Below are 26621 nucleotides of genomic sequence, written 5' to 3' on the forward strand. Positions count from 1 at the left end.
CGACCAGATCGCCTCGGACACCTCCGGCGACGGCGTCGTCGACCAGGTCAGCTCCGACACCAACGCCGACGGCTACATCGACTCGGTCGCCTCCGACACCGACGGCGACGGCTACACCGACACCTACATCGCCGACACCAACGCCGACGGCTTCGTCGACGAGGTCAGCATCGACTCGGACGGCGACGGCTACGCCAACACCGTCATGACCGACACCAACGGCGACGGCTACCTCGACCAGGTCGAGACCACGCCCGAGACCTACAACCCGAACCCCGGCTCCGAGGACGCCCCCGCGGGCACCGAGGGCAACTTCCAGTCCTCCACCGGCGAGGTCCTCTAGCACCGCGCGCCCGGTGGTCGGGCGCGACGAGCCCTGGGATTCGCGGAAGCACCGAGAAGGCGAAGGCCGGATGCGCCGAGCATCCGGCCTTTCGTCACGCTCAGGGAGCCCTCAGCCGGTGCCGCGCATCAGCGCCATCGCCTCGGCCCTCGTCCTGGCGTCGGACTGGAGGATGCCCCGCACCGCGGAGGTGACCGTCGTCGATCCCTGCTTGCGGATGCCCCGCATCGACATGCACGTGTGCTCGCACTCGACGACGACGATGACGCCGCTGGCCTCCAGCGACTCGTACAGCTGGTCGGCGATCTGGCTCGTCAGCCGCTCCTGCACCTGCGGGCGCCTGGAGTAGACCTCGACCAGCCGCGCCAGCTTCGACAGCCCGGCCACCCGGCCCGCCGAGCCGGGGATGTAACCCACGTGCGCGACCCCGGTGAACGGCAGCAGGTGGTGTTCGCAGAACGACTGCACCTCGATGTCCCGCACCAGGACCAGCTCGTTGTGGTCCTCGTCGAACCCGGTCTTCAGCACTTCGCCGGGGTCCACCCGGAGCCCGGCGAACAGCTCGGCGTACGCGCGCGCCACGCGCCGCGGCGTCTCCTTGAGGCCTTCCCGGTCGGGGTCCTCGCCGACCGCGAGGAGGATCTCGCGGACGGCGGCCTCGATGCGAGGCAGGTCCACCGCGTCCTCGACGGGACTGCCGTTGATGCGGCCGTCGAGCAGACGGGCGGCCAGAGTGTCGAGTTCAGCCATCGCACAAGCCTACGATGCCGACTCGGACTGCTTCGGTTCCATGGGACACGAGCCTACGAGCCGGGACCGACATCCGGGAGCGCCTGTGAGGACCGCCCCACGCCGGCAGTGGCCTTCCTCACGCTCAAGAGGAGGGCTGCTCGATTTCCCCGGTCGGGTCGATGACGGTCTGCGGCCGGGAGCCGTTCGGCGACGACACCGGCGGCTTGCCCGAGGGCCTGCGGCTCGACGTCCCGTTGAACGGCGACATCGGCGGGCGCTTCTCCACGCGCTCGGCGATCCGCGACAGGTCCTCCTGCGTGAGCGTCTCCTTCTCGAGCAGCTCCACGACCATCCGGTCCAACACGTCCCGGTACTCGGTGAGGATCGTGTACGCCTCGTCGTGGGCGATCTCGATCAGGGCCCTGACCTCGGAGTCGATCGTCGCGGCGATCTCGTCGGAGTAGTCCCTCGCGTGGCCGTACTCCTTGCCCAGGAACGGCTCCGAATCGGCCGAGCCGTACTTGACCGCGCCGAGCTTGGCGGACATGCCGTACTCGGTGACCATCGCGCGGGCCACCTTCGTGGCCTTCTCGATGTCGTTCTGCGCGCCCGTGGTCGGGTCGTGGTAGACCAGCTCCTCGGCGGCGCGCCCGCCCAGGGCGTACGCGAGGGTGTCGATCATCTCCGAGCGCGACTGCGAGTACTTGTCCTCGGTCGGCAGCACCAGCGTGTGCCCGAGGCTGCGCCCGCGCGGCAGGATCGTCAGCTTGTGCACCGGGGCCGCGTGCGGCAGCGCCCACGCCACCAGGGCGTGCCCGCCCTCGTGGTAGGCGGTCATCTTCTTCTCCTCCTCGCCCATGACCCGGCCCTTGCGCTCGGGCCCGGCGATGACGCGGTCGATGGCCTCCTCGAGCGCGTTGTTCGAGATGGCCTTCTCGCCCCGGCGGGCGGTCAGGAGCGCGGCCTCGTTGATGACGTTCTCGAGGTCGGCGCCGGAGAAGCCGGGCGTGCGGCGGGCGATCGTCTCGAACTCGACGTCGGGGACGAACGGCTTGCCCTTGGCGTGCACCGACAGGATCGCGGTGCGCCCGTCCTTGTCGGGGGCGTCGACGGGGATCTGGCGGTCGAAGCGGCCCGGGCGCAGCAGCGCCGGGTCGAGGATGTCGGGGCGGTTCGTCGCGGCGATGAGGATGACGCCGCCGCGCGTGTCGAAGCCGTCCATCTCGACCAGGAGCTGGTTGAGCGTCTGCTCGCGCTCGTCGTGGCCGCCGCCCATGCCCGCGCCCCTGTGGCGCCCGACGGCGTCGATCTCGTCGACGAACACGATCGCCGGGGCGTTCTCCTTGGCCTGCGTGAACAGGTCCCGCACGCGGCTGTTGTGCAGCAGCAGCGGCTTCTCACCGCCGAAGAACGCCTCGTTGTCACAGCCGCACAGGTCGTAGACGAAACCGTCGTAGTCTTTGCGGGCGATCTTGGTGATGCGCGGACGCTTCTTCTGCGTCGAGCCGTTTCCGGTGTACGGGTTGGCGGTGGAACCGATCTTGAGGCGCCAGTAGGTCGTCTCTGGGAGCGGCCGCTCCTTGATGACGCGACCGGCCTCGTGCGTGCCCGAGCGGGTGGAGACCGGGATGCCGTGCATCGAGCACAGCCAGGCGAGTTCCCTGATGAGCTGAGCGCTCACCGAGGTGATCTCGATCGTGCCGGTGGGCGACTCCCAGCCATCGCCGGCCCGGTAGCCGTCGAAGTAGGCGAGGAAGTGCTCGCGCGGCAGCGTCCACAGCAGCTCGGGCACGTGCTTGCCGCCGCTGCCGTTGCCGCAGTGCCGTTCGAAGAACCGCCCGACACGGGCGGAGTAGACCTTTACCCGGGTGGAGTTGTCCTTGGTCGGTTCGAGGACGGGCTCGACGCCGAACGCCTCGCGCAGCAGGGCGGCGCAGTCGGCGATCAGGTCGTGTTCGTGCGAGCCGAAGGTGAAGTCCACCGAGCCGTTGGCCCGGCCCTCAGCGGTGTAGTAGCCCCACAGCTTGGCAAGGCCGAGCGTGAGTTCGACCTCGTCGGGGACCTCGGTGGTCGCGAGCCGGTCGGAGACCTCCCGGGGCAGGTGCTTGCCGGACTGCCAGTTGGAGACCGTCATCTGACTGACACCGGTCTCCGCGGCGATCGCCGCTTGGCTGGAGGCCCCGGCCTTGGCCATCGCGAGCGAGTACTTCCATTCGGTCTCGAAGTCGACCTCGTCGAGGGGCAGGACCAGCGCCTCGTCGATCTCGCCGAACTCGTGGGCGCGCACGTGGTGCTCGGTGCCCTCGCCCGGCACGTACTGTCCGCGGGTCTTGTAAGGCAGGTCCACGAGCACGTCGCCGACCTTGAGCTCGCGGGCCTCGACGGCCTTGACACCGCCGCGGCGGCGCACGAACACCGAGTGGTCGCCGGTGGTGCGGATCGTGCCGCCGAGGTACTCGATCTCGTAGATCTCGTCGACCTTGTGGCGGTAGACCGCACCGACGTCGGACCATTTCGAACGGGCGAAACCGGTGGTCTTGCCTCGGAAGGCGCTGGTCTTGGGCTCGTAGCCGAGCGTCTCGACTCCGGCCACATGCTTCACATGGCCCTCGGCGTCACCCTCGTAGTACTGGTCGACGTACTCGCCGATCGGCACCAGGCGCGTACCGGCGTCGTCCCGGATCAGCACGGGAGTGTCCCCGGTGACCGAGGCGCCGACACCGACGAACATCTCCACGAAGTCGGAGCCGGAGATGGAGTAGAACGGCACCCCGGCCTCGCCCGCGACGGCGCGGGCCAGCAGCGTCTTGCCGGTGCCGGGAGGGCCGAACAGCAGGACGCCCTTGGGGATCTTGGCGCCGAGCTCCTGGTACTTCTTGGGGTCTTCGAGGAAGTCCTTGATCTCGCGGAGCTCCTCGACGGCCTCGTCGGAGCCGGCCACGTCGTCGAATGTGGTCTTCGGGGTGTCCTTGGAGACCATCTTGGCCTTGGACTTGCCGAAGTTGAGGACGCGCGAGCCGCCGCCCTGCATCTGTGACATGAAGAACAGCAGCAGCAGGACGATGAGGACGATCGGGAGGAGGCTCAGCAGGACCGACACGAACATCGAGGTCTCGTTGACCTCGGTGTCGAAGTCGACATTGCCCTCTTCGAGGCTCTGCGCCACCGTCTCGGTCATCCCGGCGGGGACGTAGGCCTCCTTCATGCTGCCGTCGTCCAGCTCGACCTGGATCAGCTGCTCCTTGTCGAGGATGTTCGCCTCTTTGACCTCACCGGCGCTGATGTGGTCGAGGACCTCGGAAGTGGTGGCCTCGTCGTAGTCGGAGCCGCCGGAGAAGAACGTGCCGATCAGGACGGCGATCACTGCGATGAGCAGGATCCAGACCAACGGCCTCCGGAAAAACCGCTTCCGCTCAGGTGTGGGCTTCCCGGCGTCGACCACTCGCTTCCTCCTGCGTTCGTCGCGATCTCGCATCTGTGACGCCGCTCGCCAGGGCTCTGGCTCGCAACGCCGCCGGACCCGGCAGATGTGTGGATGAAACCGCCGCCGAGCCGCTGATAATTCGAAAGTACACGGCACGGGCCTGAATCGGTCGTTCAGCTACCCTGGGCCGCCGCTCATTGTGATCGTAATTCCTACCACGCTCGGGTTGACCTCGCCCACCCAAGCCAGCGGCGTCGCGCGTCGGGTGGCACCCTTGAGGCATGACGTCGGAGCTAGCCAGCCCAGCATCAGTGCCGTCCCCAGCAGCGCAGGACGCCGTGTTCGACCCGGACTCGTGGTACGCCGAGGAGATCGAGCGCACCATCATCACCGAAGGCGAGATCCGCGCCAAGGTCGGCGAACTGGCCGATCAGGTCTCGCGCGACTTCGCCGACAGCGCCTCGGAAACCGGCGACGAGCTGCTGCTCGTGGGCGTGTTCAAGGGCGCGGTCATGTTCATGGCCGACTTCGCCAGGGCGCTCACCGTCCCGGTGAAGATGGAGTTCATGGCCCTGTCGTCCTACGGGAACTCGGCGAGCTCCTCGGGCACGGTGCGGATCCTCAAGGACATCGACTCGGACGTGACCGGCAAGCACATCGTCGTCGTCGAGGACATCATCGACTCGGGCCTGACGCTGTCGTGGCTGCTCAAGTACCTCGAAGGGCTGAACCCCGCCTCGGTGCGGGTGGTGGCCATGCTCCGCAAGCCGGGCATGCAGCGCGCCGACATACCGGTCTCCTACCTGGGCTTCGACATCCCCAACGAGTTCGTCGTCGGCTACGGCCTCGACTACGCCGAGCGCTACCGCGAGCTGCCGTTCATCGGCGTGCTCAAGCCGTCGGTCTACCAGAAGCCGTAGCCCCACCCCTGGTCAGCTGGGTCGCTCGGCGGTGATCGCGCCGCGGTGGCGGCGGACGGCGACGCCGCCGGGCAGGAACGTCGGCCCCTGGCCGTGCCATGCCGTGACGAGCGCCTCCAGGGCGTCGAGGTGGCGGTGGTTGAGATCGGCGCCGTTCACTCCCAGCTGAAAAATCCATGCCCGCACGACGCGCTGGCGGATCGGCGCGGGCAGTGCCGCGAGCCGCTCGACGCTGAGCGACCCGTCCTCGACGCAGCCGCCGTACGCCCCCTCGGCCTCGGCGTCGAGCAAGTCCGTGTCGGCGGCCACGAGCGCGGCGGTGCGCGCCAGGTTCGCCACGATGTCGTCCCCGAGCGTCCCGGTCAGGACCCCCATGGCCTGCCGCAGCGCCGAGCGGCGGAACCGCGGGTCGGTGTTGTGCGGGTCGTCCCACGGCTTGAGGCCGCGCGCCTCGCACGCCGCGCGCGTGTCGTCCCTGGCGATGTCGAGCAGCGGCCTCCGGTAGCGCCCGCGCACGGCCCGCATCCCGGCGATGCCCCGCGGCCCGGCCCCGCGCGTGAGCGCGAGCAGGACCGTCTCGGCCTGGTCGTCGCGGGTGTGGCCGAGCAGGACCGCGCGGGCCCCGTGCCGCTCGGCCGCCCAGTCCAGTGCCGCGTATCGCGCCTCCCGGGCCGCCGCCTCCGGCCCGCCCGAGCCCAGGACCCGCACCGTCGCCGCCTCGGACGGGTCGAGGCCGATGCCGAGGCCCCATGCGGCGACGTCGGCGGCGCGTTCGGCCGAGCCGTCCTGGAGGCCGTGGTCGACGCTGATGAGCCCGGCGCGCAGGCCCGCGCGCGGGGCGCAGAAGGCGAGTGTGTCGGCCAAGGCCAGCGAGTCGGGGCCGCCGGAGCAGGCGGCGAGCACGAGCGAGCCGCGGGGGAGGTCGGCCAGGGCGTCGCGGACGGCGACGCGCAGGCGCGCGACCGGGTCCGGCAGCCTAGCCATGCCCGATGGTCGCGGTCGGGGCGTCCAGGACGCGCGCGATCCACGTCTCGGGGTGCTCGATCTCGGCTTCGGTGGGGAGGTGCTGCGGGCTGTCCCAGACGCGGCTGAACCCGGTCACGCCGTGTTCGGCGACGACGTGGTCGACGAAGCGCCGCCCGGCCGCGTACTGCCGCATCTTGGCGTCCAGGCCCAGCAGCTGGCGCAGGAACCGCTGGAGCGTGCCGGGGTGGGCCCGGCGGCGGTCGAAGCGGCGGCGCAGCAGCGCCACGTGCTCGATGTGGCCGCGGCCGACGCCGTCCATGACGGACTCGGCGTGGCCTTCGAGGAGCGTCATGAGCGCCTGGATGCCCGCGATCGCCTCGCGCTGCTCGGGGCTGGTCATGGCCTCCATGACGTCCACTCCGGCCATGTCGTCCTCGCTCGCGGGCTCGTCGCGGGCGGCACTCAGGGCCCGCCGCACGGCCCGCCCGAACTGGGAGGCGGAGGACTCCTCGGGTTCGGCGGCGTCGAAGAAGGTGCGGATGAGGCCGTGGAAGTGGTCCCGCATCCACGGCACGGCGGTGAACTGCATGAGGTGCGCGGATTCGTGGACGGCGATCCACAGCCGGAACTCGCGCGAGGGCAGGCGCAGGCGCCGTTCGACCTCGACGATGTTGGGGGCGACGAACAGGAGGCGGCCGGAGTCGGTGGAGAACGTCTCGAACTGGCCGAGGACGCGGGAGGACAGAAACGCGAGGACGGCTCCGGCCTGGACGCCGGTGACCTTCGCGGCGGCGCCCATCTGACGCGCGGGGTCGGCGTCGGTCTCGGCGGCGCCGAGCTGGTGCAGCAGGCGCCGCAGTCCGGCGATGTTGACGTGGCTCCAGCGGACGCGGTCGACGACGTCGATCGGCGCTTCGACGGCGGGGGTGAGTCCGGTGTAGTCGGCGACGAGCTCGGTGGCGGTGCGCGCGTGGCGGTGGAGGTCGGCGACGACGTCGAGGGCGCCTTCGGGGCTCATGCGGGGGCCGCCGCGGATGAAGGCGCGTGAGCACGAGGCCGCGGTGCGCCAGTCGATGGACGGCAGCATCGGATTGCTCACGGGCGGTGCCATCGGTCCAGCCTAGCCAGAGTGCAGTCGGCTCGCCACTCTCATCGGCGAACCGCCCGATCCGGTCGTTCTGGCCGAACGCGCGGCGGCGGATGACCGCTCCCTGAACTCATGGACCATCGCGACGATCAGACGCGCGGCAGGTTCTGAACGCGGCCAATCCCGGAAGGATTGACCGCGTTCCCTGACCTGCCCCGCAGAACGCTCGACTTGCGCCTCGACACCCGCGCCGAATACGCGAGCACGGTCGCCACCTCCGGCGCCAACCGCACCGTGACCGTCCCGACCGAAGGCTGCGCCACCGTCAACGACACCTGGCGCCAGATGTGCCGCCGCGCCCGGCCCGCTCAGCATCCGCACAGCGAGACCGCGGTGGTCACCTCGTCCATCGCGTCCTTCACGCCCCCGCTCGAACCCCCGTTGCTGATGATCGAGAACACGACCAGCCGCCCGTCGTCGGTCATCACCGTCCCGGTCAGCGACGACACGCCCGTCAGCGTCCCGGTCTTCGCCCGCACCGAGCCCTCGCCCTCCGCGGCCGTCGTGAAGTGGTCCTCCAGCGACCCCGACCAGCCCGCCACCGGCAGCGCCTCGAACAGCGAACTGGCGGGCGTGGACACCGCCGCCGTCAGCATCTGCGTGAACGCGTTCGCCGTGATCCGGTCCGCGGGCGACATCCCCGAGCCGTCGTTGAGGACCAGCCCCGTCGTGTCCACCCCCAGCGACTCCAGCGTCGCCATGTGGGCCTTCCCGATCGCGGCCCACGTCATCTCGCCCTCCACGGCCAGCGCCGTCTGGAACGCCACCGCGTCCGCCAGCTCGTTGTCCGAGGTCAGGATGAAGAAGTCCACCAGCGAGGCGAGCGGCTCCGAGTAGACCGCCGCCAGCTCCTCCGCGCCGTCCGCGGCCACCCCTTCGGTGACCGTGTCGGCCCCGAGCAGGTCCGCGAACACCGTCGCGGCCGCCATCGCCGGGTCCTCGTGGTGCGGCGTGTAGTGCGTCGAGGCGTCGATCCGGCCCCCGTCGATCATCAGCGGCGCGGCCGGAGCGGTGTAGAGGTCCAGGTCCGACATCGGCACGGCTGGGGCGTTGACCGTGTCGGCGAACAGGCTCGTGTCCAGGTAGACCGTGCTCGGCGCGTCGCCGCCGCGGGCCTCCAGGACCGCCTCGGCCAGCTCGGTCAGGCTCGCGCCCTTCCCGTAGTAGCCCTCCCCGTCGACGGTCAGGGCCACGTCGCCGCCGCCCACGAGCACCACCGAGTCCTCGTCGGGGCCCTCGACCACCGTCGTCGGGATGCGGTACTCCGCGCCCAGGTGCGTCAGCGCCGAGACGGCCGTCACCGTCTTCATCGACGAGGCGGGCGTCAACGGCTTCGCGCCGTCCTGCTCGAAGAGGACCTCGCCGGTGAACGCGTCGGCGAACACCGCCGACAGGTCCGAGGCGAACCGCGGATCGGCCAAAAGCTCGGGCAGCACCGAGGTCAGGTCCGGGACCGGGGCGTCCCGGTCAGCGGCGGCCAGGACCTCGGCGGGCTCGTCCGGCGGGTAGGCCTCCGGTGGCGTGAACGTCCCCGTCCGCGGCACCGCCACCGCGCTGATCTGCCACACCAGCCCCGCCGCGGCGGCCACTATGACTATTGCGGCGAAGATCCCGAAGCCCCGCACCAGTGCGGTCCTGCGGCGTTTGCGCCGGGCATCTGCGGGTGAACCCTCAGGTCGTCCCTGTGGTGTAGCACTCGCGACCTCGGGGTCGGCGTTGTCACTGCGGGCCATGCACAGAGACTAGGCCATCAAGAGCACCCGAATAACGCCTGGAGGAGAGTCGGCCGATGGAGTTCGACGTGACGGTGGAGATCCCGAAAGGGAGCGCCAACAAGTACGAAATCGACCACAAGACCGGACGGATCCGCCTGGACCGGACATTGTTCACCGCGACGGTCTACCCGGCCGACTACGGCTTCATCGACGACACGCTCGGGCAGGACGGCGACCCGCTGGACGCCCTGGTGATGGTCGAGCCGACCTTCCCCGGCTGCGTCATCCGCGCCCGGGCGATCGGCATGTTCCGCATGCGGGACGAGAAGGGCGTGGACGACAAGGTCCTGTGCGTCCCGGCTGAGGACCCGCGCAAGGACAAGTTCAAGGACATCACCGACGTGCCCGAGTTCGACCGCCTGGAGATCCAGCACTTCTTCACGGTCTACAAGGACTTGGAGCCTGGCAAGAGCGTCGAGGGCGCCACCTGGACCGGCCGCGCCGAGGCCGAGGAGGAGGTCCGCCGCTCGTTCGAGCGAGCCAAGGACGCCGGGTACTACGACCACTAGACGACACGCCGGACGGCCTGGGCGCATGCTCAGGCCGTTTCGTGTACCTCCTAAACGCCGACGACGTCCAGCAGCCACGGCTTGGACCGCGTCGCGGGCTCGGACAGCTCGACCTTCCAGCCGTGCGAGGCGAGGAAGTCGCCCAGCTCGGCCGGGGTGGTCGGCTGCGCGCTGCTGGCGAGCAGCGCGTGGGCGACCTCGCCTCTGGTCGCCTTGGCCATGTGGGTGACGACGCTGCGCCTGCCCGCCTCGTCCTCTTTGAACACGCGGACCGAGACGCCGCGGCCCTTCGGGCCCCACACCTGCGTGTAGGCGCCCGAGCGCATGTCGACGATGAGCTCGTCGCGCGCGCCGAGGACCTCGGCGACGGCGGGCCGCCAGGCCTTCGCGAGCCGGTCGACGCCGGGCAGCTGCGCCGACATGGGCATCCGGTACGGCGGGACGCGGTCGGAGGGCCGCAGCAGGCCCCACAGCGGCGAGGCGATGAGCACCTGGTTCCCGTCGGGCAGGTCGCCGAGGCCGAGGCGCTCGTAGAGGACGCCGGTGTAGAGCTCCCAGGCGGCGAGGGTGGGGGCGGTGCGCAGCTCGCGGTTCTGCTTGACGCAGTGCCTTTGGCGCGCAGTGAGCTTGAGGGCCTCGGCGGCGGTGTCCTCATCGGCGCAGAGCTCGATGAGGCGGTCGACGAGGAGTTCGCGGGTGGGATTCAGCGCCGGCGAGGAGAGTCGCCCGAGGTCGAGGGCGGGTCCGTCGCCTTGACGGGCCTTCCCTTCCGACGGCGGCAGCAGCATAAGCACAGCAGGCGAGTCTACCGGCTCGGGCTCCCGGGTTCACAGCGACGCGCGAATGGTCTATAGTACATGTGTTCGATCAAGCGGGAGCGGGTTCAAATCCCACCGAGGACCACGTGTGACGCGAATCGAATAGGCGCGGCGGCGGCACCTCCGCAGCACGCCGCCGCGCCGCCCACGTTCCACCCTCAGCATGCCACCGGCTCCCGACAACCGCGTGCCCCACGCCATCCCCGCCCCGCCTCACACGCCGGGCACACCCTGATACGGTATTCTCGCCGCGGAAGGGCCTCTAGCTCAATTGGCAGAGCTACGGACTTTTAATCCGCAGGTTCCGGGTTCGAGTCCCGGGGGGCCCACAGCTCTTACCAAGCAGAACAGGCCACAAGGGAGACCCTTGCGGCCCTTGAGCTTCTTGACTCCGCTGGGACGCGGGTCGGCTTCGAGCTTCACGAGCGCGATGGTGATGCGCCGCTGCATGGGCTTGTCGAGTTTGCTGAACTGCTTCTCGGCGTCGGAGTCGAGGGTGACGCGGTAGTGCTGCTCGCTCACGCGGTGGCCTTGCCGTATTCCTGGGCGTCGATCTCGGCCAGGACCTGCATCAATGGCTTGCCCGGACGGTCGCCGTTCGCCGCATGGGATTCCTCGGCGCGTTCGGCGAAGTATTCGTCCTCATGCCGTTCGAGCATCTCGACCTCATCGACCGGGACGATGCCGGCGACGCGCCTGCCGTCGACGACGACGGCGGTTCGGGCCCCCTCGTCGATGGCCGCTCGGATGGCGGCCTGAAGCTCGGCGGGCAGCGCTTCAAGCTCGATTTCGATCGTGTCCATCTCGTAGGCCATGACACGGGTTGTACGCGCAGCACCACGGCCCCACCATGTCGTTGACCTGGGGCGGACCCGCGCGTGTCCGAACTTTCCCTAAAGGCTCGAGGGCGCGCAAGCGCGCCTGGCGGACCCCGCTCGGGCGTCGAGCCGCCCGAGCTCGATGACAGCCGGGAGCCGTTTCGGCTCCCGGCTGCTTCTCAGACGGGGCGGCCGTCGATGTAGGCCTGTTCGACCTTGGAGTAGAAGTCGAGCGGGTCGCCGGACCAGACGCAGAAGTCGGCGTCCTTGCCCGCTTCGAGGGAGCCGATCCGGTCGTCGACGCCCATGATCTTCGCCGGGTTGATCGTCACGGCCCGCAGCGCCGTGTCCCTGTCCAGGCCCTCCTTGACGCACAGCATCGCCTGGACGATCAGGTGCTCGATCGGCACCACCGGGTGGTCGGTGGCGATCGCCAGCGTCACGCCCGCCTCGGCGAGCGTCACTGCGTTGGCCGGGAAGCGGTTCACCGTCTCGACCTTGCTGCGGCTGCACAGCAGCGGCCCGAAGATCACCGGCACGCCGCGCTCGGCGATCACGTCCGCCAGCAGGTGCGCCTCGGTGCCGTGGTCGAGCACCAGGTCGTAGCCGAACTCCTCGGCCACGCGCAGCGCCGTGGCGATGTCGTCGGCCCGGTGGCAGTGCTGGCGCCACGGGATCTCCCGGTTGAGCACCTTCGTGAGCGTCTCGAGCGTGAGGTTCCGGTCGGGGCTCTCGGCACCCCGGTAGTTCTCGGCCTCGACGAACGCCTGCCGCAGCACCCCCGCGGTGCCCAGGCGCGTCGACGGGGTCTTCTTCTGCTCGCCGTAGACCCGCTTCGGGTTCTCGCCGAGCGCGGACTTCACCCCGGCGGGGGAGCGCAGCACCATCTCGTCGACGTAGCGTCCCACGGTCTTGACCGCGACGGTCTCGCCGCCGATGACGTTGCCCGAGCCGGGGTTGATGCACACGGCGAGCACGCCGCCCTGGAGCGCCTCGGCGAAGCCGGGCTCGGCGGGGTTGATGCCGTCCAGCGCCCGCACGTACGCGGTGTTGGGGTCGGTCATCTCGTTGGTGTCGTTCCCCGCCCAGCCCTCGGCGACCTCGTGGACGCCGAGGTGGGTGTGGGCGTCGACCAGCCCGGGGACGATCCACTTGCCCGCGGCGTCGGTGACGGCGACGCCGTCCGGCACCGGCAGGTCGGGTCCGCCGACGGCGCTGATGCGGCCGTTCTCGACGACGATGGTGCCGTGCTCGATGGGTCCCGCGGTGACGGGCAGGATGGTCGCACCGCGCAGGGCGAATGAGGCCTGAGTCATCGGTCTCTCCACGTGGAGACCTCGTCCTTCGAGGTGGGGATGAGTCGCGCGTGGTTGTCTGCTGGTGGTCCCACGAAGCGGGATTGGGAGCCGGTCGAGTGTCGTACTCGGCCGGTACGGTCGCTGGCGTGCATCTTCGGTATTCCTTTCGGGTCTATCCGACCCGCCCTCAGCGGCAATCGCTGGCGCGGACGTTCGGGTGTGTTCGGACGGTCTACAACGACGCCGTGGCCGCGCGCAAGGCCGCGCACGAGACTGGAGCGAAGTACCCTTCTGCTGTCGCGCTCGCCAAGTCCCTGATCACCGACGCGAAGCGCACCCCGGGGCGGGCCTGGCTCGGCGAGGTGTCGGTGGTGCCGCTGCAGCAGGCCCTGCGGCACTGCGACCGGGCGTACCGGAACTTCTTCGACTCGCTCAAAGGCAAGCGGACCGGGCCGCGTATAGGTCCACCCCGGTTCAAGCGCCGCTCGGGCACGCAGACGGCCGAGTACACCCGGCGTGGGTTCCGCCTCAAGGAGGACGGGCGCCTGTACGTGGCGAAAGTCGGCGACCTCAAGGTGACCTGGTCGAGGGAACTGCCCGCCGAGCCGTCCTCGGTGACGGTCGTCAAGACCGTGACCGGGAAGTACTACGCCTCGTTCGTCATCGCGGTCGAGGACGATGCCGACCTGCTCGAGCCGCTCGACGACCCCGACGCGGAGACCGGGATCGACCTGGGTCTCAAGTCGTTCGCGGTGCTGCGCGGGGGCAAGGTGATCGAGTCGCCGAAGTTCTTCCGCCAGATGGAACGCAAGCTGAAGAAGGCCCAGCGCGCCCTGTCGCGCAAACGGAAAGGATCGAACAACCGGGCCAAGGCCCGCATCCGGGTCGGGAAGATCCACGAAAAGATCAAGCACACCCGATCCGACTGGGTGAACCAGCAGGTCGCGATGATCGTTGCCGAGAACCAAGGCATCTATGTCGAAGACCTCAACGTTCGCGGGCTCAGTCGCGGCCGGGCCGCCAAGAGCGTCCAGGATGCCGCGTTCGGGATATTCCTGTCCCGGCTCGAATCCAAAGCCGCCAGGGCCGGGCGCACCTTCGTCCGGGTGGACCGGTACTTTCCCTCCACCCGGCTGTGCTCGGCGTGCGGGGCGCTCACCGGGCCCAAGGGGCTGGACGGCCTGTCCATCCGTCAATGGGTGTGCGGGTGCGGGACGCGCCATGACCGGGATGCGAACGCCGAGATCAATATCAGGCGCGAAGGCAAGCGCCTGGTGGCCGCGGGACACGCGGACACCTGAAACGCCTGCGGAGAGCCGGTAAGACCGGGGAGACCCGGCACGGCCCGTCGAACCAGGAACCCACCCGTAGACGGCCCGCCCAATGCGGCCCGCAAGCCGGGAATCCCCCGCCTTCAAGCGGGTGAAGGATGTCAAGGAATCGCCTTCCGGTAGTCGGTCCGCCCCATCCTGCCCTGCCAACCGGCCGACCGGCTAGCGGCCCCCGAGTGTTCGTGGACGGGCCCACTCAGTCCGCCCAGCGGATGATCTCCTTCGTGACCGTCTCGGCCGCCTCCTGCTGCGGGAAGTGCCCGATGTCGTCCATCAGCTTCCACTCGTAGCGGCCGTGGATGTACCGGCCCGAGCCCTGCGCGGTGCGCGGCAGCACGCAGGTGTCCATCGCGCCGTGCAGTTGCAGCGTCGGCACCGGCGTCGGCCGCTGGAGCAGCTTCACGAACCGCCGCCCTGCCAGGCCCATCGCCGTGCGGAACGGCCACCGGAACGCCTCCAGCGCGCAGAACGCCGCCTGCGGGATCTGGATGACGTCCCGGCACGCCCGCACGTATGCCTGGAAGTCGTTCGTCCCGCGCCACCGCGGCCCCGACCACCAGTACATGAGGTCGGCGACCTTCCGCGCGTCCCACGCGGTCAGCTTGTGCTCGTAGCGCGGCATCTGGAAGGCGAACAGGTGCTTGGACGCCGACAGCTGCCCCTTGGGGTCGACCGCGAGCGCCGCCCGCTGGCGCAGCGGATGCGCCGCGCCGACGACGACGAGGGAGCGGAACTGCTGCGGGTGGAACGCGGCGGCGGCGAAGCCGAGGATGCCGCCGAGGTCGTGGCCCACGACGGTCGCGTCCCGCTCGCCGAGCGCCCGGACGAGCCCGACGACGTCGGCGGCCATCGTGTAGGCGTCGTAGCCGCGCGGCGGCTTGTCCGAGGCGCCGTAGCCGCGCAGGTCGGCGGCCACGACGCGGAAGCCCGCGTCGGCGAGCGCCGGGATCTGGTGGCGCCAGGCCCACCAGAACTCGGGGAAGCCGTGCAGCAGGAGAATCAGGGGGCCCTCTCCGGCCTCGGCGATGTGGAATCGCGAGCCGTTGGCGTCGATGTGCCGGTGGGTCCACGGTCCCTGTTTGATCGCGGCGCTGTCGGCGAAGTTCCTGCGGTTCACGCCCAAAGCGTACGAGGTCGCGAACCGCGGCGGCGACGCCGGACGGCGGTGCGGCCCGTGCCGCGCCGCCGTCCGATGCGGATCGTCAGTCCTCCGAGCGGGCCTGGAGCCCCTCTTTGATGCGCGCCATGACGGAGCTGTCCTGGAGCGTCGTCACGTCGCCGAGCTTGCGGTCCTCGGCGATGTCGCGCAGGAGCCGCCGCATGATCTTGCCCGAGCGGGTCTTCGGCAGCTCCGAGACCACCATGACCTGCCGCGGCTTCGCGATCGGGCCCAGCGTGCTCGCGACGTGGCCGCGCAGTTCGGCCAGGTGCTCGGGGCTCGACTCGGTGGCCCCGCGCAGGATCACGAACGCGACGATGCCCTGCCCGGTGAGCGGGTCCGTCGCGCCCACGACCGCGGCCTCGGCCACCGTGTCGTGGCTGACCAGCGCCGACTCGACCTCCGTGGTCGAGATGTTGTGGCCCGAGACGAGCATGACGTCGTCGACGCGGCCCAGCAGCCAGATGTCGCCGTCGTCGTCGCGCTTGGCGCCGTCCCCGGCGAAGTACATGTTCGCGAAGCGCGACCAGTACGTGTCGAGGAACCGCTGGTCGTCGCCCCAGATGGTGCGCAGCATCGACGGCCACGGCTCGCGGATCGTGAGGAACCCGCCGCCGCCGTTCGGCACCGACTCGCCCTCGTCGTCGACCACGTCCACGCTGATGCCCGGCAGCGGCCGCTGCGCCGAGCCCGGCTTGGTCGCCGTGACGCCCGGCAGCGGCGAGACCATGATCGCGCCGGTCTCGGTCTGCCACCACGTGTCCACGACGGGGCACTTGTCGTGGCCGATGTGCTCGCGGTACCACATCCACGCCTCGGGGTTGATCGGCTCGCCGACGCTGCCGAGCACGCGCAGGCTCGACAGGTCGAACCGGTCGGGGATGTCGTCGCCCCACTTCATGTACGTGCGGATCGCCGTCGGCGCGGTGTAGAGGATCGAGACCCCGTACTTCTCGACGATCTCCCAGATCCGTCCCTTGTGCGGCGTGTCCGGCGTGCCCTCGTACATCACCTGCGTCGCCCCGTTCGCCATGGGCCCGTAGACGACGTAGGAGTGCCCGGTGACCCAGCCGATGTCGGCGGCGCACCAGTACACGTCGGTCTCCGGCTTGAGGTCGAACACGGCGTGGTGCGTGTACGCCGTCTGCGTCAGGTAGCCGCCGGAGGTGTGCAGGATGCCCTTCGGGCGGCCGGTGGTGCCCGAGGTGTAGAGGATGAACAGCGGGTGCTCGGCGTCGAACGAGCGCGCCTCGTGCTCGTTCGAGGCGGTGTCGACGGTCTCGTGCCACCACAGGTCGCGGTCGTGCCACTCCACGTCCTCGCCGGTGCGGCGCACGACCAGGACCTTCTCGATCGACGGGCACCGCTCGGCGGCGGCGTCCACGGTGGGCTTGAGCGCGCTGGCCTTGCCCTTGCGGAACCCGCCGTCGGCGGTGATGACCACCTTCGCCCCGGCGTCCTCGATGCGGCTCGACAGCGCGTCCACGCTGAAGCCGCCGAAGACCACCGAGTGCGGCGCGCCGATGCGCGCGCACGCCAGCATCGCCACGGCCGCCTGGGGGATCATCGGCATGTAGATCACGACCCGGTCGCCCGCCTCGACGCCGAGGTCGGTCAGCGCGTTCGCGGCGCGCTTGACCTCGTCGAGCATCTCGGCGTAGGTGACGGTGCGGGTGTCCCCGGGCTCGCCTTCGAAGTGGATCGCCACCCGATCGCCCAGGCCCGCCTCGACGTGGCGGTCGAGGCAGTTGACGGCGACGTTGAGCTCGCCGCCGGTGAACCATTTCGCGAACGGGGGATTCGACCAGTCGAGGGTCTGGTCCCACTCCTTCGTCCAGTCCAGGCGCCGGGCCTGGGTCTCCCAGAAAGCGAGCCGATCGGCGGCGGCCTCGTCGTAGGCGGACTCCGTGACGTTCGCCGATCGGGTGAATTCCGGGGAGGGCGGGAACGTGCGGTCCTCCGACAGGAGGTTGGCGAGCGTCTCTTGCGGGGTTTCTGTCACGGGTATTCGCTCCTTACAGCGCGTTACTGTGAGGCAGGTCTATTGCCCGTTACACTACCGCGAAACATGACTTTGACAACCGGTGACGTTCCGGACATCGATGAGCGGGAGGCGAGCGGTCGGCGAGCGGCCGCGTCCCCGCATTCCCATGGCGCTCCTGCTCGGAGCCGCATTCGCGGCCTCGGAACACCCCTGCGCCGCCCTTCGCCCACCGGGGCCCGAGTGACGCGTGGTGCCCGTTCGCTCACCGGATGACGGGATCGGCCACCTGATCGAGGCGAGCGCATCGGCGGCCGAGTCTGTACCATTTGTCACTGCCCTCCCTCCCGCCCGGTGGGGCGTATCCGCTTCACCTCCAACCGGTAAGGTTCCGCCCGTGGATCCTCTAGCGCCTCTCCTCGAACTCTCCGAGGTTGCCGACGCCCTTGAGAACGCCAGAGCCAACGTCGACCGCATGCTCTGGCACGAGGCCCTCCGCAGCGGCGACGCCCACGTCGCCGCCGAGGTGGCCTTGCACGAGGCGTCCGCGACGCTGGCGCTCGAGGGCTACGACTGCGACGTCGAGCGCCTGCGGGCCGGTGACTTCACCGACCCGATCGTGTCCGGCGCCCTGCGCGTCGTCGAGGCGCTCCCCGGGCTGGTGGACGTGTGGGCCATCTCGCCCCGCTACGTCCTGGCGAAGCTCCACCTGCTCGCCTCCCGCGACTTCCCGGACTCCGGGCACGACTTCGAGCCCGGCCGCATCGAGGTCGACAAGGACGGCTCGGCCCGCATCGACGCGATGTGCGCGCTGGTCGCCAGCCCCACCAAGGAGATCCCGGCGGCGCTGACCGCCGCGGTGGTCCACGGCGAACTCGTCGCCGTCCAGCCGTTCCCGGTGGCCAACAACATCGTCGCCCGCGGCGCGGCCCGGCTCGCCCTGGCCAGCAAGGGGCTCGACTCGAAGCTGCTCGTCACGGTGAGCGCCGGGCACCTCGACCGGCACCCCGAGTACGTCGGTGCGCAGCGCGCCTGGTCCACCGGCACCCCCGACGGGGTCCGGGCCTGGCTCAAGCACTACGGCAAGGCGCTTGAGGCGGGCGCGGCCGAGACGCTCCAGATCTGCACCGAGCTGATGCGCAGCATCGAGTGAGCGATAAAGCCTGAGCGTCCGGGGGCTGAACCCCCGGAGGTCCGGCGACGCAGTGAGCGGGCACACCGCTTGCCGTCGCGCAGCGGCGTCTGGTTCTGGCGGTGGCGGGCGAGGGGCGGGCCCCGCCCCTTCACCGGCTGAGCCCTAAGCCTCGCCCTTGAGCTCGGCGCGCAGCCGGTCCTTCTCCTCGCGGCGCTGCTTCGCCCGGTCGTCGATGTGGTCGACCATCCCGTGGCGCAGGTTCTTGAGCATGAACGTCGACAGCGCCAGCGAGCCGAGCAGCCCGATCCCCAGCGCCAGCAGGATCGGCATGAAGAAGCTCAGCGGCGCGGCGATGGCCACGATCAGCCCGAGCCGGGCGAGAAAATACTTGGCCACCGGATTCATCGCGGTCGCTCCTCTCCGTAAGTCCTGATACCTGCGTACCACAGCGCCGAGTACACCAGCGCGGCCACGAGCCCGCCGACGCCCCCCACGGCCAGCGCGGGCCACGTCTGCGGCAGCAGCACCGTCGCGGCGATCCCGGCGCCCAGGCCGAGCACGACGCCGGCGAGCGCCACGGCCCAGCGCGAGGCGCCCTCGTAGCGCTTGAACTGCTCCGAGAACACGAACACGCTCGGCACCGCGGCGATCCACCCCGAGATGCTCCCGAAGTCGCCCCCCGCGACCGCGATGAACAGCAGGTCGATGACGACCAGCGCGACCGCGCCCATGACGACGTACGCCAGCACCGTCCCGACCAGCTGCCCGAGCGTCTCGATCGGCGGCCTGCCGTCCGCGTCGCCGGGCGCGGCCGCCACTAGAACCTCACCGACTGCGGCTCGGCCCGGCGCTCGGCGATCGTCTGCGGGCGGTCGTACTCGCGCACGACCTCGTACTTCGTGTTGCGCTCGACCGGCTGGAACCCGGCGTCGCGGATGAGTTCGAGCAGGCTCTCGCGGCTCATCTTGTCGGGCGTGCCGTAGTTGTCGGCGTCATGTGTGATCTTGTACTCCACGACCGAGCCGTCGAGGTCGTCGGCGCCGTAGGACAGCGAGAGCTGCGCCACGTCGAGGCCGTGCATGACCCAGAAGCACTTGACGTGGTCGAAGTTGTCGAGCAGGAGCCGCGAGACCGCGAAGGTCTTGAGCGACTCGGCCGGGCTCGCCATCGTGGTGCGCGCCTGGAGCTTGTTGCGGATCTTCCCGTCCTGGGAGTCGTGGAAGTCGTGCTGGTAGCGCAGCGGGATGAACACGGCGAAGCCGCCGGTCTCGTCCTGGAGCTCGCGCAGCCGCAGCACGTGGTCGACGCGGTGCCTCGGCTCCTCGATGTGCCCGTAGAGCATCGTCGCGGGGGTCCGCAGGCCCTTCTCATGGGCGAGGCGGTGGATGCGCGACCAGTCCTCCCAGTGGCAGTCGTGGTCGACGATGTGCCGGCGGATCTCCCAGTCGAAGATCTCGGCCCCGCCGCCGGTCAGCGACTCCAGCCCGGCCTCGATCAGCTCGTCGAGGATCTCCGATGCGTCCAGGCCGGAGATCTTCTCGAACCACTGGACCTCGGTGGCGGTGAACGCCTTGAGGTTGACCTGCGGGAGCGTCTCCTTCAACGCGCTCAGTACGCGCGGGTAGTAGCGCCACGGCAGCGTCGGGTGAAGGCCGTTGACGATGTGGAGCTCGGTGGGCGCGTCGTCCTTCATCTGCTCGGCGAGCGCCACGGCCTGCTCGACGCGCATCGTGTAGGCGTCGGCTTCGCCGGGCTTGCGCTGGAACGAGCAGTACGCGCAGGAGGCCGAGCAGACGTTGGTGAGGTTGAGGTGGCGGTTGACGTTGAACATCGTCCGGTCGCCGTTCTTGGCCGTCCGCACCCCGTGCGCGAGGCGGCCCAGCCACGCGAGGTCGTCGACCTCGTAGAGCCCCACGCCGTCGTCGTAGGTCAGCCGCTCGCCCGCGGCGAGCTTCTCCTCGATCCCGGCTTTGAACGTCGCGGTGTCGTCCATGACGCCTCCATCCCTTCCGGTCTCCCTGGCGGCACTTTCGGAGCGATGGCTCCGTGAAGCCAGCGTAACGCCGCCGCGCCGGACCCCGGCCCCCGCACGAGGACCACGTGACGCCGAGGGCCCCCGCTCGGTATGGCGGTCCGGATGCGAGGGTGGCACGTCTTCGATAGAGTGTCCGTGGCAACCCACAGAAGGACGTCTATATGCGCGTTAATCGGTTCGGTGTCGGCGTGCTCGCCGCCGCTGGAGCGGCAACGGTCCTCTTCGGAGGCGCCATGCCCGTGTTCGCGGAACCCGGCGTCACCGTCCCCGACGACGGCACGCGGCCGCTCGGCGAGGACGCCGGCGACACCCAGGCGACCAGTCCCGAGACCGTCGACGGGCCCCTCTCCGAGCAGATCGACCAGGCCACCATCGAGGTCGCGCAGCTGGCCGAGGAGACCACCGCCGCCGAAGCGGAGTGGACCGGGCGCAGCGACCGCCTCCGTGCGGCCACCGAGGACTGGAACGCCTCCCGCGTCGCGCTCGAGGAGGCGCAGACCGCGCTCGACTACGCCGCCGGCCAGGCCTACGCCGACACGGCCGGGGTGCCCGAGACCGAACTGCCCGACCTGACCGGGCTGACCCCGCTCGGCGGGGAGTGGGACCTGCCGGGCCTGACCGAGGCCGTCGACGACGCCGAGACCGCCGAGGCCGTCGCCCACGCCTCCTACGACGCCGCCGCCGAGTCCGCCTCGCGCTCCGAGGAGCGCTACACCGCCCTCAACGACGAGTTCACCCGCGCCGATGACGAGCTCCAGCGGCTCATCGAGAACAACAGCGAAGAGCTGGAGGAGCTCGAAGAGGCCCGCGAGGAGGCCGCCGCCGAGTACTCCGACGACTTCTCCTCCGAAGTCGACGGCTGGGAGGCCGCCCCCGAGGCCACGAAGGCCGTCGAGTACGCGCTCGCGCAGCTCGGCAAGCCCTACGAGTGGAGTGAGGAGGGCCCGGACACCTTCGACTGCTCCGGGCTGACGATGGCGGCCTACGACTACGCGGGCGTCTCGATCCCGCGCACGGCCGCCATGCAGTTCAACGCCACGCGCGACAAGCCCGTCGACACCGAGATGCTCCTGCCCGGCGACCTGCTGTTCTGGTGGAACAGCCCCGGCGACTGGGAATCGGTCTACCACGTCGGCATGTACCTCGGCGACGGCAAGATGGTGCAGGCCCCCCGCACGGGCGACGTGGTGAAGATCAGCAGCATCTGGTTCGACAACTTCGCCGGGGCGCACCGCGTCGTCGACGCGATCCCGACCGGCGACGGCAGCGAGGAGCCCTCGGGCGACGGCACCACCGCCGAGCCGGACCCCTCGCCTTCCGACGGCCACACGCTGGAGCCGGACCCGAGTCCGACGCCCAGCCCCTCGCCGAGCCCGTCGCCTTCGCCGACGCCGGACGAGCCGACGCCGACGCCCGAGGAGCCCTCGCCTTCGGACGACGCCTCCTCGCCCACTGAGGAGGAATCGCCCGACAGCCCGACGCCGAGCACGTCCGACTCGGTGTCGGGAACGCTCAGCCGGGATCCCGAAGCGGGTGAGACTTCCGGCGAGTTATCCGAAGGCGGATACGGAGTACGGCGTGGTGATGGCACGATGGTGCCTAAGCCCGCAGCAATGACGACGCTCCATCCCCGAGGAGGCTCCCGTGGACGACAACAGCTGTAGCTCTTGCGGTCAGCGCCTGACGTCCAGGCTCCGGCGCTGCTCCCAGTGCGGGGCGCCGCTGCCGCCGCCGATCGGGGGGTTCCCGCCCGAGCCGCAGTACCCGCCGCCGTCGTACGCCCCGCCCGCGGCAGCGCAGTACGCGCCGCCGCCGGTCCAGGCCGGGCAGCAGGTCGGGCAGATGGCGCCGCCTCCGCCTCCTCAGCCAGCCCAGGGGTCCGCGTCGGTCCCGCCGCCTCCGCCGCCGCGGGTCGCACCGCCGCAGCAGCCGTACCAGCAGCAGCCGCCGCAGGGGGCCCCGGTGGCCTCGGGCTCGGCGGCCGTCCGGCCGCCGTCGTACCCGGCGGCCCCGCCGATGCCGCCCGCCGCGCCGCAGGCGGCCGGGTCCGCCTCGGTCCCGCCGCCCGTCCAGCCCGCGCAACCGGCGCAGCCGCCGCAACCCATGCATTCGCCGCAGGCATCGCAAGCAGCACCGTCACAAGTGGCACAGTCGCTGCCGCCGATGACGCCGTCCGTGCCCTCGCCGCCGCCCATGCCGCCCGCTCCGCCCGCGCACCCCTCGCCTGTGCAGGCTTCGCCAGTGCGGCCCTCACCGGCGCAACCGGCACCGTTCGCGCCGCCCGCGCCGAGCCAGGAGGCCGCGTTCGCGCCCCCGGCCCCGCCGCAGGAACCGCCCGCGCCGCCGAGCGCGAGCCCGCAGTTCAGCGTGCCGCCGCCGATGCCCGCGCCGCCCACCCCGCCGCCGGTCCCCGAGCTGAACCTCCAGACCGAAGCGGCCCCCGAACCCGCCCCGCAGGCGGCCCCCGCCCCCGCACCGGCCGCGCCCGTCGCGGAACCGGCCGAAGGGGAAGAGGAGTCCCCGCTGTGGGAGGACCTCCCCGACCCCGAGGAGCTCGACGACGCCGTCGACCTCTCGGCCGAGGACGAGGCGGCGATGGCCGACCTCGAAGCCGACGTCCCCGGCGAGTCCCTGCCGCCCGCGCCGCCCTCGACCGACACCGACGACGAGTCCGAAGAGGCGACCGCCGAGGCCGACAAGCCCGACGAGGGTCAGGCCGCCGAAGCGCCCGAGCCGGAACCCGAAGCGGCGCCCGCCGAATCGGAAGCGGCACCCGAGGACGAGGCCGAGTCCGGCATCCTCGACGAAGGCGGCTCCGAGCCCGCCGTCGCGGCCGTCGAAGCCGAGACCGAGACCGAGACCGAGACCGACGAGCACGACACCGTCGACGTGGTGCACCGCCCCGCCGACGACGCCGGTGACGCCGCTGATGAGAGCGCAGACGAGAACACGGACGAGAGCACGACCGGCGGCCCCGCCGACAGCGTCGAGGCCGCCGAGACCGTCCACACCGAGGCCCCCGACGACCGCGAGCCCGGCCCCGATCCCGCACCGGAACCCAACAGGCCCGACCCCGAGCCCGCGCCCGAACCGGAGCGCCCGGACCCGATGCCCAAGCCCGGCCCCGCGCCTAGGCCCGAGCCGCTCCCGCAGCCCGAGCCCGCGCCGCCGCTGCCCGATCCCGAGCCGGGCCCCGTCCCGCCGCCCGAGCCGGTCCCGAACCCCGAGCCCGGCCGCCCGTTCCCGACCGGCGGCTACTCGCCGATGTCGGAGGCCGCCCCGCCGGACTACGACATCGAGCCGGCGCCCGAATCGACCACCGAGCCCGAGCCTGAAGCCGAGGCCGAGTCGGCCGACGAGCCGGTCACCGGACCGCCCGCCGCCGAGCCGCTCCAGGCCGAACCGGCCCCCGCCGAAGGCCCCGCGCCCAAGGCCGCCGAGTCGGTCGCGGCGAAGAAGATCGTCGACGCGCCCGACATCAGCCTCTTCGAGGAGCCCTCGACCAAGGCCAACCGCGCCGGAGCCACGAAGGCCCCGCCCGAGTCGTGGCCGCCGTCCGAGGACGACCACGGGACGTTCAGGGGCGGCCGCGCCAAGGTCAAGAACCTCATCGTCGACCGAGGCGAGCTGCCCGAGCACTTCCCGCTGCCGCGTCCGACCGTGTACGGCGGCCAGAAGGACGGCGACGAGGAGTCCGGCACCTGAAACGGGTGATTCCGCCGCCCCGAACGGGGTGAGTCCGCCCGGAGGACGGAAAACCCGCCCATTGCGTCCCATTCGGGGCCATGCTGGTCGTGAACCAATGCATGACCCGCAGGCTTCGCCGAGAGTATGGGGTGAGGGGCATGGCGGAACGCCGTGTGAAAGTGACCACCGAGGTCGGGATCCAGGCCCGGCCCGCGACCGTCTTCGTCGACACCGCCGCGCAGTCCCGCGCCGAGGTCACCATCGCGAAGCCCGGTCAAGGGCACCACGACGCCAAATCGATCCTCCAGGTCCTGACCATGGACGTCCGCTCCGGCGACGCCATCGTCCTCACCAGCGACGACGAGGCGGTCCTCGACCGGCTCGCCGCGCTCGTGTCCGGGAACGGCCGGATAGGGGAGAACCGCGCCGAGATCGTCGACACCGCCGACGACGACTGATCGAGCGGCCCGTCTCACGTCTCCCGAAGGCCGCCATCCGTGCCGGGCGCCGCCGCGACCGGCTACGGTCGGGATTGTGAACAACGCGCGGCGCCCCCGGGTCGGTCATATCGCATTCCTCAACTGCCTCCCCATCTACTGGGGTCTGGCCAGGTCGGGGGCGCTGCTCGACGTCGACCTGCACCGCGCGCCGCCGGACGAGCTCAGCCGCCGCCTCGTCGAAGGCAGCCTCGACATCGGCCCGATCAGCCTCGTCGAGTACCTCAAGCACGCCGACCGGCTCCTGCTCGTGCCCGACATCGCCGTGGCCGCCGACGGCCCGGTCCTCAGCGTCAACCTCGTCTCCAAGACCCCCGTCGAAGACCTCCCGGCCTCGCCGAAGGTCTCGCTCACCTCCACCTCCCGCACCGGCGTCCTGCTGGCGCGGATGCTCCTGGAGCAGCGGCACGGCCTCACCCCGGACTTCGCCACCACCTCGCCCGACCTCGCCTCGGCCATCGCCGGAGCCGACGCGGCCGTCCTCATCGGCGACGAGGCCCTGCGCGCCCGCCACGACCCGCGGGGCAACCACGTCATCGACCTCGCCGACGCCTGGAAGTCCTGGACCGGCCTGCCGATGGTCTTCGCCGTGTGGGCCGTGCGCCGCGAGTACGCCGAGGCGCACCCCGGCCTGGTCAAGGACGTCCACCTGGCGTTCTGCGAGTCGGTGCGGCGCTGCCGCGAGGAGATCGACGAGGTCGTGGCCTCCGCCGCCCGCTGGGAGCCGTTCGAGCCCGCCGCGCTCGCCGAGTACTTCGACCGACTCCAGTTCACGTTGAGTGACCGACACCTCGCCGGGTTGCGGGAATTCGCCTCGCGCGCCGCCGGTTATACGAATGTGGCCCCCTTGCCGGAGGGCGGACCCGAATTCTTCCCCGCTGGAGAGGGCATCGCATGACCGTCGAGCTCAACAAGCGCCGCAAGCGCCCTTCGTGGCACAAGCTCACCGTCAGCCGGGTCAGACCCCTCACCGACGACTCCCTCGAAGTGACGCTGGCCGTGCCGCCGGAGCTGCGGAAGACGTTCGACTTCAAGCCCGGCCAGCACATCACGTTCCAGCGCGTCGAGGACGACGGCTCCGAGGTGCGCCGCTCCTACTCGCTCGCCTCCACGCCCCGCGAGCTCGCCGAGCACGGCACGCTGCGCCTGGGCATCAAGTTCATCCCCAAAGGCAGCTTCTCCGCCTACGCCAAGCGCGTCCTCGCCCCCGGCGACGTCCTCGAAGTGCTGCCGCCGCTCGGCGTCTTCTGCACCGAGCCCGACCCCGGGCGCCACTACGGCGCGATCGTCGCCGGATCGGGCATCACCCCGATCCTGTCCATCGCGGCCGCGGCGCTCGACACCGGCGCGACCGTGACGCTCCTGTACTCCAACCGCACCGGCGAGTCCACCATGTTCGCCGACGAGCTCGCCGAACTCGAACGCCGCCACGGCGACCGGCTCAGGCTCCACCACATCCGCACGCGGTCCGAAGGCGCGAGCCCGCTGCTGACCGGGCGGCTCACCCCCGACCGGTTCAGGGAGGTCCTCACCGGCCTGGTGGACTCTGAGGAGATCGACGAGTGGTTCCTGTGCGGGCCTTACGAGATGGTCCTCGGCGTCAAAGAGGTCCTCGAAGAGGCCGGCGCCCGGCAGATCCACACCGAGCTGTACTACGTCGACTAGCGAAGCCGATCGATCGCGCCGCTGCCCGCGCCCGGCCGGAACCCCTTCCCTGTCTCGACCTGAATGACGGATGGCGCCGCTGCCCGCGTCCGGCCCGGAACGCCCCGAGCGGGAAGCATCGCGAGCCAGTGCCCCATCCCGGTCCGTCTCCTGTAACGCCCCGCCGCGAGCGGGAGACGGGAAGCCCGCGGCCTGCCGCCCGCACCGCCGGGCGCGGCGGCCACTGGAACCTCACCGACTCCGGCTCGGCCCGGCGCTCGTCTGCGGGCGGTCGTACTCGCGCACGGCCTCGTACTTCGTGTTGCGCTCGACCGCCGGACCGAAGGACGGGACGCACACCCTGACCCCGCGCCCCGACGTTCGCGGAGGCGACAACGCGCC

General features: G+C 70.8%; 23 protein-coding genes, 1 tRNA gene and 2 pseudogenes. 11 read left to right on the forward strand and 15 right to left on the reverse strand.

The window, feature by feature from the left end:
- Positions 1–343, forward strand: a pseudogene (locus tag H613_RS31550) (hypothetical protein); the annotation flags it as partial.
- A gap of 111 nt (positions 344–454) precedes the next feature.
- On the opposite strand, the gene folE reads toward H613_RS31550, so the two are convergent.
- The 3 genes and pseudogenes from folE to H613_RS32730 all read right to left on the reverse strand — a co-directional run.
- Positions 455–1093 (reverse strand): GTP cyclohydrolase I FolE, encoded by a 639-nt coding sequence (folE, locus tag H613_RS0121850; RefSeq protein WP_026925447.1) that lies wholly within the window; start codon positions 1091–1093, stop codon positions 455–457.
- A gap of 124 nt (positions 1094–1217) precedes the next feature.
- Positions 1218–3764 (reverse strand): AAA family ATPase, encoded by a 2547-nt coding sequence (locus H613_RS32925; RefSeq protein WP_439330256.1) that lies wholly within the window; start codon positions 3762–3764, stop codon positions 1218–1220.
- A 6-nt stretch (positions 3765–3770) separates the two neighbouring features.
- Positions 3771–4550: pseudogene (locus H613_RS32730) on the reverse strand (ATP-dependent metallopeptidase FtsH/Yme1/Tma family protein); the annotation flags it as partial.
- Positions 4551–4780: 230 nt separating this feature from the next.
- Here H613_RS32730 and hpt point away from each other — a divergent pair.
- On the forward strand, positions 4781–5419 hold the full coding sequence (gene hpt, locus H613_RS0121860) for a hypoxanthine phosphoribosyltransferase (protein WP_084546852.1): 639 nt from the start codon (positions 4781–4783) through the stop codon (positions 5417–5419).
- Between the two features lie 12 nt (positions 5420–5431).
- Here the strand turns inward: hpt and tilS are convergent, their stop codons facing one another.
- The 3 genes from tilS to dacB all read right to left on the reverse strand — a co-directional run bounded on the left by tilS (position 5432) and on the right by dacB (position 9265).
- Positions 5432–6403 (reverse strand): tRNA lysidine(34) synthetase TilS, encoded by a 972-nt coding sequence (gene tilS, locus H613_RS0121865; protein ID WP_026925449.1) that lies wholly within the window; start codon positions 6401–6403, stop codon positions 5432–5434.
- Positions 6396–7496 (reverse strand): zinc-dependent metalloprotease, encoded by a 1101-nt coding sequence (locus H613_RS0121870; protein ID WP_084546853.1) that lies wholly within the window; start codon positions 7494–7496, stop codon positions 6396–6398. The genes tilS and H613_RS0121870 overlap by 8 nt, the downstream gene beginning before the upstream one ends.
- Positions 7497–7840: 344 nt before the next feature.
- Positions 7841–9265, reverse strand: a complete 1425-nt coding sequence (gene dacB, locus H613_RS28360; RefSeq protein ID WP_084546854.1) for a D-alanyl-D-alanine carboxypeptidase/D-alanyl-D-alanine endopeptidase — start codon at positions 9263–9265, stop codon at positions 7841–7843.
- Between the two features lie 56 nt (positions 9266–9321).
- Between dacB and H613_RS0121880 the strand changes: the two genes are divergently transcribed.
- Entirely contained in the window at positions 9322–9816 is a 495-nt protein-coding gene (locus tag H613_RS0121880; protein ID WP_026925451.1) for an inorganic diphosphatase, read from the forward strand.
- A gap of 50 nt (positions 9817–9866) precedes the next feature.
- Here H613_RS0121880 and H613_RS0121885 read toward each other — a convergent pair whose 3' ends face one another.
- Positions 9867–10604, reverse strand: coding sequence for a YaaA family protein (locus H613_RS0121885; protein ID WP_051393678.1), 738 nt, complete (start codon positions 10602–10604; stop codon positions 9867–9869).
- Positions 10605–10890: 286 nt separating this feature from the next.
- Between H613_RS0121885 and H613_RS0121890 the strand changes: the two genes are divergently transcribed.
- Positions 10891–10963, forward strand: a tRNA-Lys gene (locus H613_RS0121890).
- 189 nt (positions 10964–11152) lie between these two features.
- Here H613_RS0121890 and H613_RS0121900 read toward each other — a convergent pair.
- Together H613_RS0121900 and H613_RS28365 are read right to left on the reverse strand one after the other, a co-directional pair.
- Positions 11153–11449: a hypothetical protein gene (locus H613_RS0121900; RefSeq protein WP_026925453.1), complete on the reverse strand. Its 297-nt coding sequence runs from the start codon at positions 11447–11449 to the stop codon at positions 11153–11155.
- A gap of 182 nt (positions 11450–11631) precedes the next feature.
- Positions 11632–12768: an amidohydrolase gene (locus tag H613_RS28365; protein ID WP_035738911.1), complete on the reverse strand. Its 1137-nt coding sequence runs from the start codon at positions 12766–12768 to the stop codon at positions 11632–11634.
- Between the two features lie 128 nt (positions 12769–12896).
- On the opposite strand from H613_RS28365, the gene H613_RS0121910 reads away from it, so the two are divergent.
- Complete coding sequence (locus tag H613_RS0121910; protein WP_026925454.1) at positions 12897–14051, forward strand: RNA-guided endonuclease InsQ/TnpB family protein; 1155 nt, start codon at positions 12897–12899, stop codon at positions 14049–14051.
- Between the two features lie 226 nt (positions 14052–14277).
- Here H613_RS0121910 and H613_RS0121915 read toward each other — a convergent pair whose 3' ends face one another.
- Both H613_RS0121915 and acs read right to left on the reverse strand, forming a co-directional pair.
- Positions 14278–15198, reverse strand: a complete 921-nt coding sequence (locus tag H613_RS0121915; protein WP_026925455.1) for an alpha/beta fold hydrolase — start codon at positions 15196–15198, stop codon at positions 14278–14280.
- An 85-nt stretch (positions 15199–15283) separates the two neighbouring features.
- The gene (gene acs, locus H613_RS0121920) at positions 15284–17242 is read right to left on the reverse strand and encodes an acetate--CoA ligase (RefSeq protein ID WP_026925456.1); all 1959 of its coding nucleotides are present in this window, start codon (positions 17240–17242) and stop codon (positions 15284–15286) included.
- Positions 17243–17618: 376 nt separating this feature from the next.
- On the opposite strand from acs, the gene H613_RS0121925 reads away from it, so the two are divergent.
- Entirely contained in the window at positions 17619–18374 is a 756-nt protein-coding gene (locus H613_RS0121925; RefSeq protein ID WP_026925457.1) for a Fic family protein, read from the forward strand.
- A 144-nt stretch (positions 18375–18518) separates the two neighbouring features.
- Here the strand turns inward: H613_RS0121925 and H613_RS0121930 are convergent, their stop codons facing one another.
- From H613_RS0121930 to mqnE, 3 genes are read right to left on the reverse strand one after another with little or no spacing between them, the layout of a single operon-like run.
- On the reverse strand, positions 18519–18761 hold the full coding sequence (locus H613_RS0121930; protein WP_026925458.1) for a DUF4229 domain-containing protein: 243 nt from the start codon (positions 18759–18761) through the stop codon (positions 18519–18521).
- Positions 18758–19174 (reverse strand): hypothetical protein, encoded by a 417-nt coding sequence (locus H613_RS29595; protein WP_051393679.1) that lies wholly within the window; start codon positions 19172–19174, stop codon positions 18758–18760. The genes H613_RS0121930 and H613_RS29595 overlap by 4 nt, the downstream gene beginning before the upstream one ends.
- A complete protein-coding gene (gene mqnE / locus H613_RS0121940) occupies positions 19174–20349 on the reverse strand; it encodes an aminofutalosine synthase MqnE (RefSeq protein WP_026925459.1) in 1176 nt (391 codons plus the stop codon). The genes H613_RS29595 and mqnE overlap by 1 nt, the downstream gene beginning before the upstream one ends.
- Before the next feature lie 203 nt (positions 20350–20552).
- Between mqnE and H613_RS29600 the strand changes: the two genes are divergently transcribed.
- The gene (locus H613_RS29600; RefSeq protein ID WP_169732040.1) at positions 20553–22055 is read left to right on the forward strand and encodes a C40 family peptidase; all 1503 of its coding nucleotides are present in this window, start codon (positions 20553–20555) and stop codon (positions 22053–22055) included.
- A gap of 198 nt (positions 22056–22253) precedes the next feature.
- Here the strand turns inward: H613_RS29600 and H613_RS31180 are convergent, their stop codons facing one another.
- Positions 22254–22496, reverse strand: a complete 243-nt coding sequence (locus H613_RS31180; protein ID WP_156926196.1) for a hypothetical protein — start codon at positions 22494–22496, stop codon at positions 22254–22256.
- A gap of 136 nt (positions 22497–22632) precedes the next feature.
- Here H613_RS31180 and H613_RS0121955 point away from each other — a divergent pair, with 136 nt between their 5' ends.
- The 4 genes from H613_RS0121955 (at position 22633) to H613_RS28385 (ending at position 26240) form a co-directional block, all read left to right on the forward strand.
- The gene (locus H613_RS0121955; protein ID WP_156926197.1) at positions 22633–24096 is read left to right on the forward strand and encodes a hypothetical protein; all 1464 of its coding nucleotides are present in this window, start codon (positions 22633–22635) and stop codon (positions 24094–24096) included.
- A 140-nt stretch (positions 24097–24236) separates the two neighbouring features.
- A complete protein-coding gene (locus H613_RS28380; protein ID WP_084546855.1) occupies positions 24237–24536 on the forward strand; it encodes an HPr family phosphocarrier protein in 300 nt (99 codons plus the stop codon).
- A 73-nt stretch (positions 24537–24609) separates the two neighbouring features.
- Positions 24610–25473 (forward strand): MqnA/MqnD/SBP family protein, encoded by an 864-nt coding sequence (locus H613_RS0121965; RefSeq protein ID WP_026925463.1) that lies wholly within the window; start codon positions 24610–24612, stop codon positions 25471–25473.
- A complete protein-coding gene (locus H613_RS28385; protein WP_035739018.1) occupies positions 25470–26240 on the forward strand; it encodes an FAD-binding oxidoreductase in 771 nt (256 codons plus the stop codon). Before H613_RS0121965 ends, H613_RS28385 begins: the two co-directional genes overlap by 4 nt.
- The last annotated feature ends 381 nt before the right edge of the window (positions 26241–26621 follow it).

This window comes from Glycomyces arizonensis DSM 44726, from assembly GCF_000482705.1.
GTDB lineage: Bacteria > Actinomycetota > Actinomycetes > Mycobacteriales > Micromonosporaceae > Glycomyces > Glycomyces arizonensis.

What these genes read in the sequence shown, in the direction of transcription:
- dacB (WP_084546854.1), bottom strand. Translation starts at nt 9,265, where the DNA reads ATGGCCCGCAGTGACAACGCCGACCCCGAGGTCGCGAGTGCTACACCA.
- tilS (WP_026925449.1), bottom strand. Translation starts at nt 6,403, where the DNA reads ATGGCTAGGCTGCCGGACCCGGTCGCGCGCCTGCGCGTCGCCGTCCGC.
- H613_RS0121930 (WP_026925458.1), bottom strand. Translation starts at nt 18,761, where the DNA reads ATGAATCCGGTGGCCAAGTATTTTCTCGCCCGGCTCGGGCTGATCGTG.
- H613_RS31180 (WP_156926196.1), bottom strand. Translation starts at nt 22,496, where the DNA reads ATGGGTTGCGGCGGCTGCGCCGGTTGCGCGGGCTGGACGGGCGGCGGG.
- H613_RS0121870 (WP_084546853.1), bottom strand. Translation starts at nt 7,496, where the DNA reads ATGGCACCGCCCGTGAGCAATCCGATGCTGCCGTCCATCGACTGGCGC.
- H613_RS0121885 (WP_051393678.1), bottom strand. Translation starts at nt 10,604, where the DNA reads ATGCTGCTGCCGCCGTCGGAAGGGAAGGCCCGTCAAGGCGACGGACCC.
- H613_RS28380 (WP_084546855.1), top strand. Translation starts at nt 24,237, where the DNA reads ATGGCGGAACGCCGTGTGAAAGTGACCACCGAGGTCGGGATCCAGGCC.
- H613_RS28365 (WP_035738911.1), bottom strand. Translation starts at nt 12,768, where the DNA reads ATGACTCAGGCCTCATTCGCCCTGCGCGGTGCGACCATCCTGCCCGTC.
- folE (WP_026925447.1), bottom strand. Translation starts at nt 1,093, where the DNA reads ATGGCTGAACTCGACACTCTGGCCGCCCGTCTGCTCGACGGCCGCATC.
- mqnE (WP_026925459.1), bottom strand. Translation starts at nt 20,349, where the DNA reads ATGGACGACACCGCGACGTTCAAAGCCGGGATCGAGGAGAAGCTCGCC.
- H613_RS29600 (WP_169732040.1), top strand. Translation starts at nt 20,553, where the DNA reads ATGCGCGTTAATCGGTTCGGTGTCGGCGTGCTCGCCGCCGCTGGAGCG.
- H613_RS28385 (WP_035739018.1), top strand. Translation starts at nt 25,470, where the DNA reads ATGACCGTCGAGCTCAACAAGCGCCGCAAGCGCCCTTCGTGGCACAAG.
- H613_RS0121880 (WP_026925451.1), top strand. Translation starts at nt 9,322, where the DNA reads ATGGAGTTCGACGTGACGGTGGAGATCCCGAAAGGGAGCGCCAACAAG.
- hpt (WP_084546852.1), top strand. Translation starts at nt 4,781, where the DNA reads ATGACGTCGGAGCTAGCCAGCCCAGCATCAGTGCCGTCCCCAGCAGCG.
- H613_RS0121900 (WP_026925453.1), bottom strand. Translation starts at nt 11,449, where the DNA reads ATGGCCTACGAGATGGACACGATCGAAATCGAGCTTGAAGCGCTGCCC.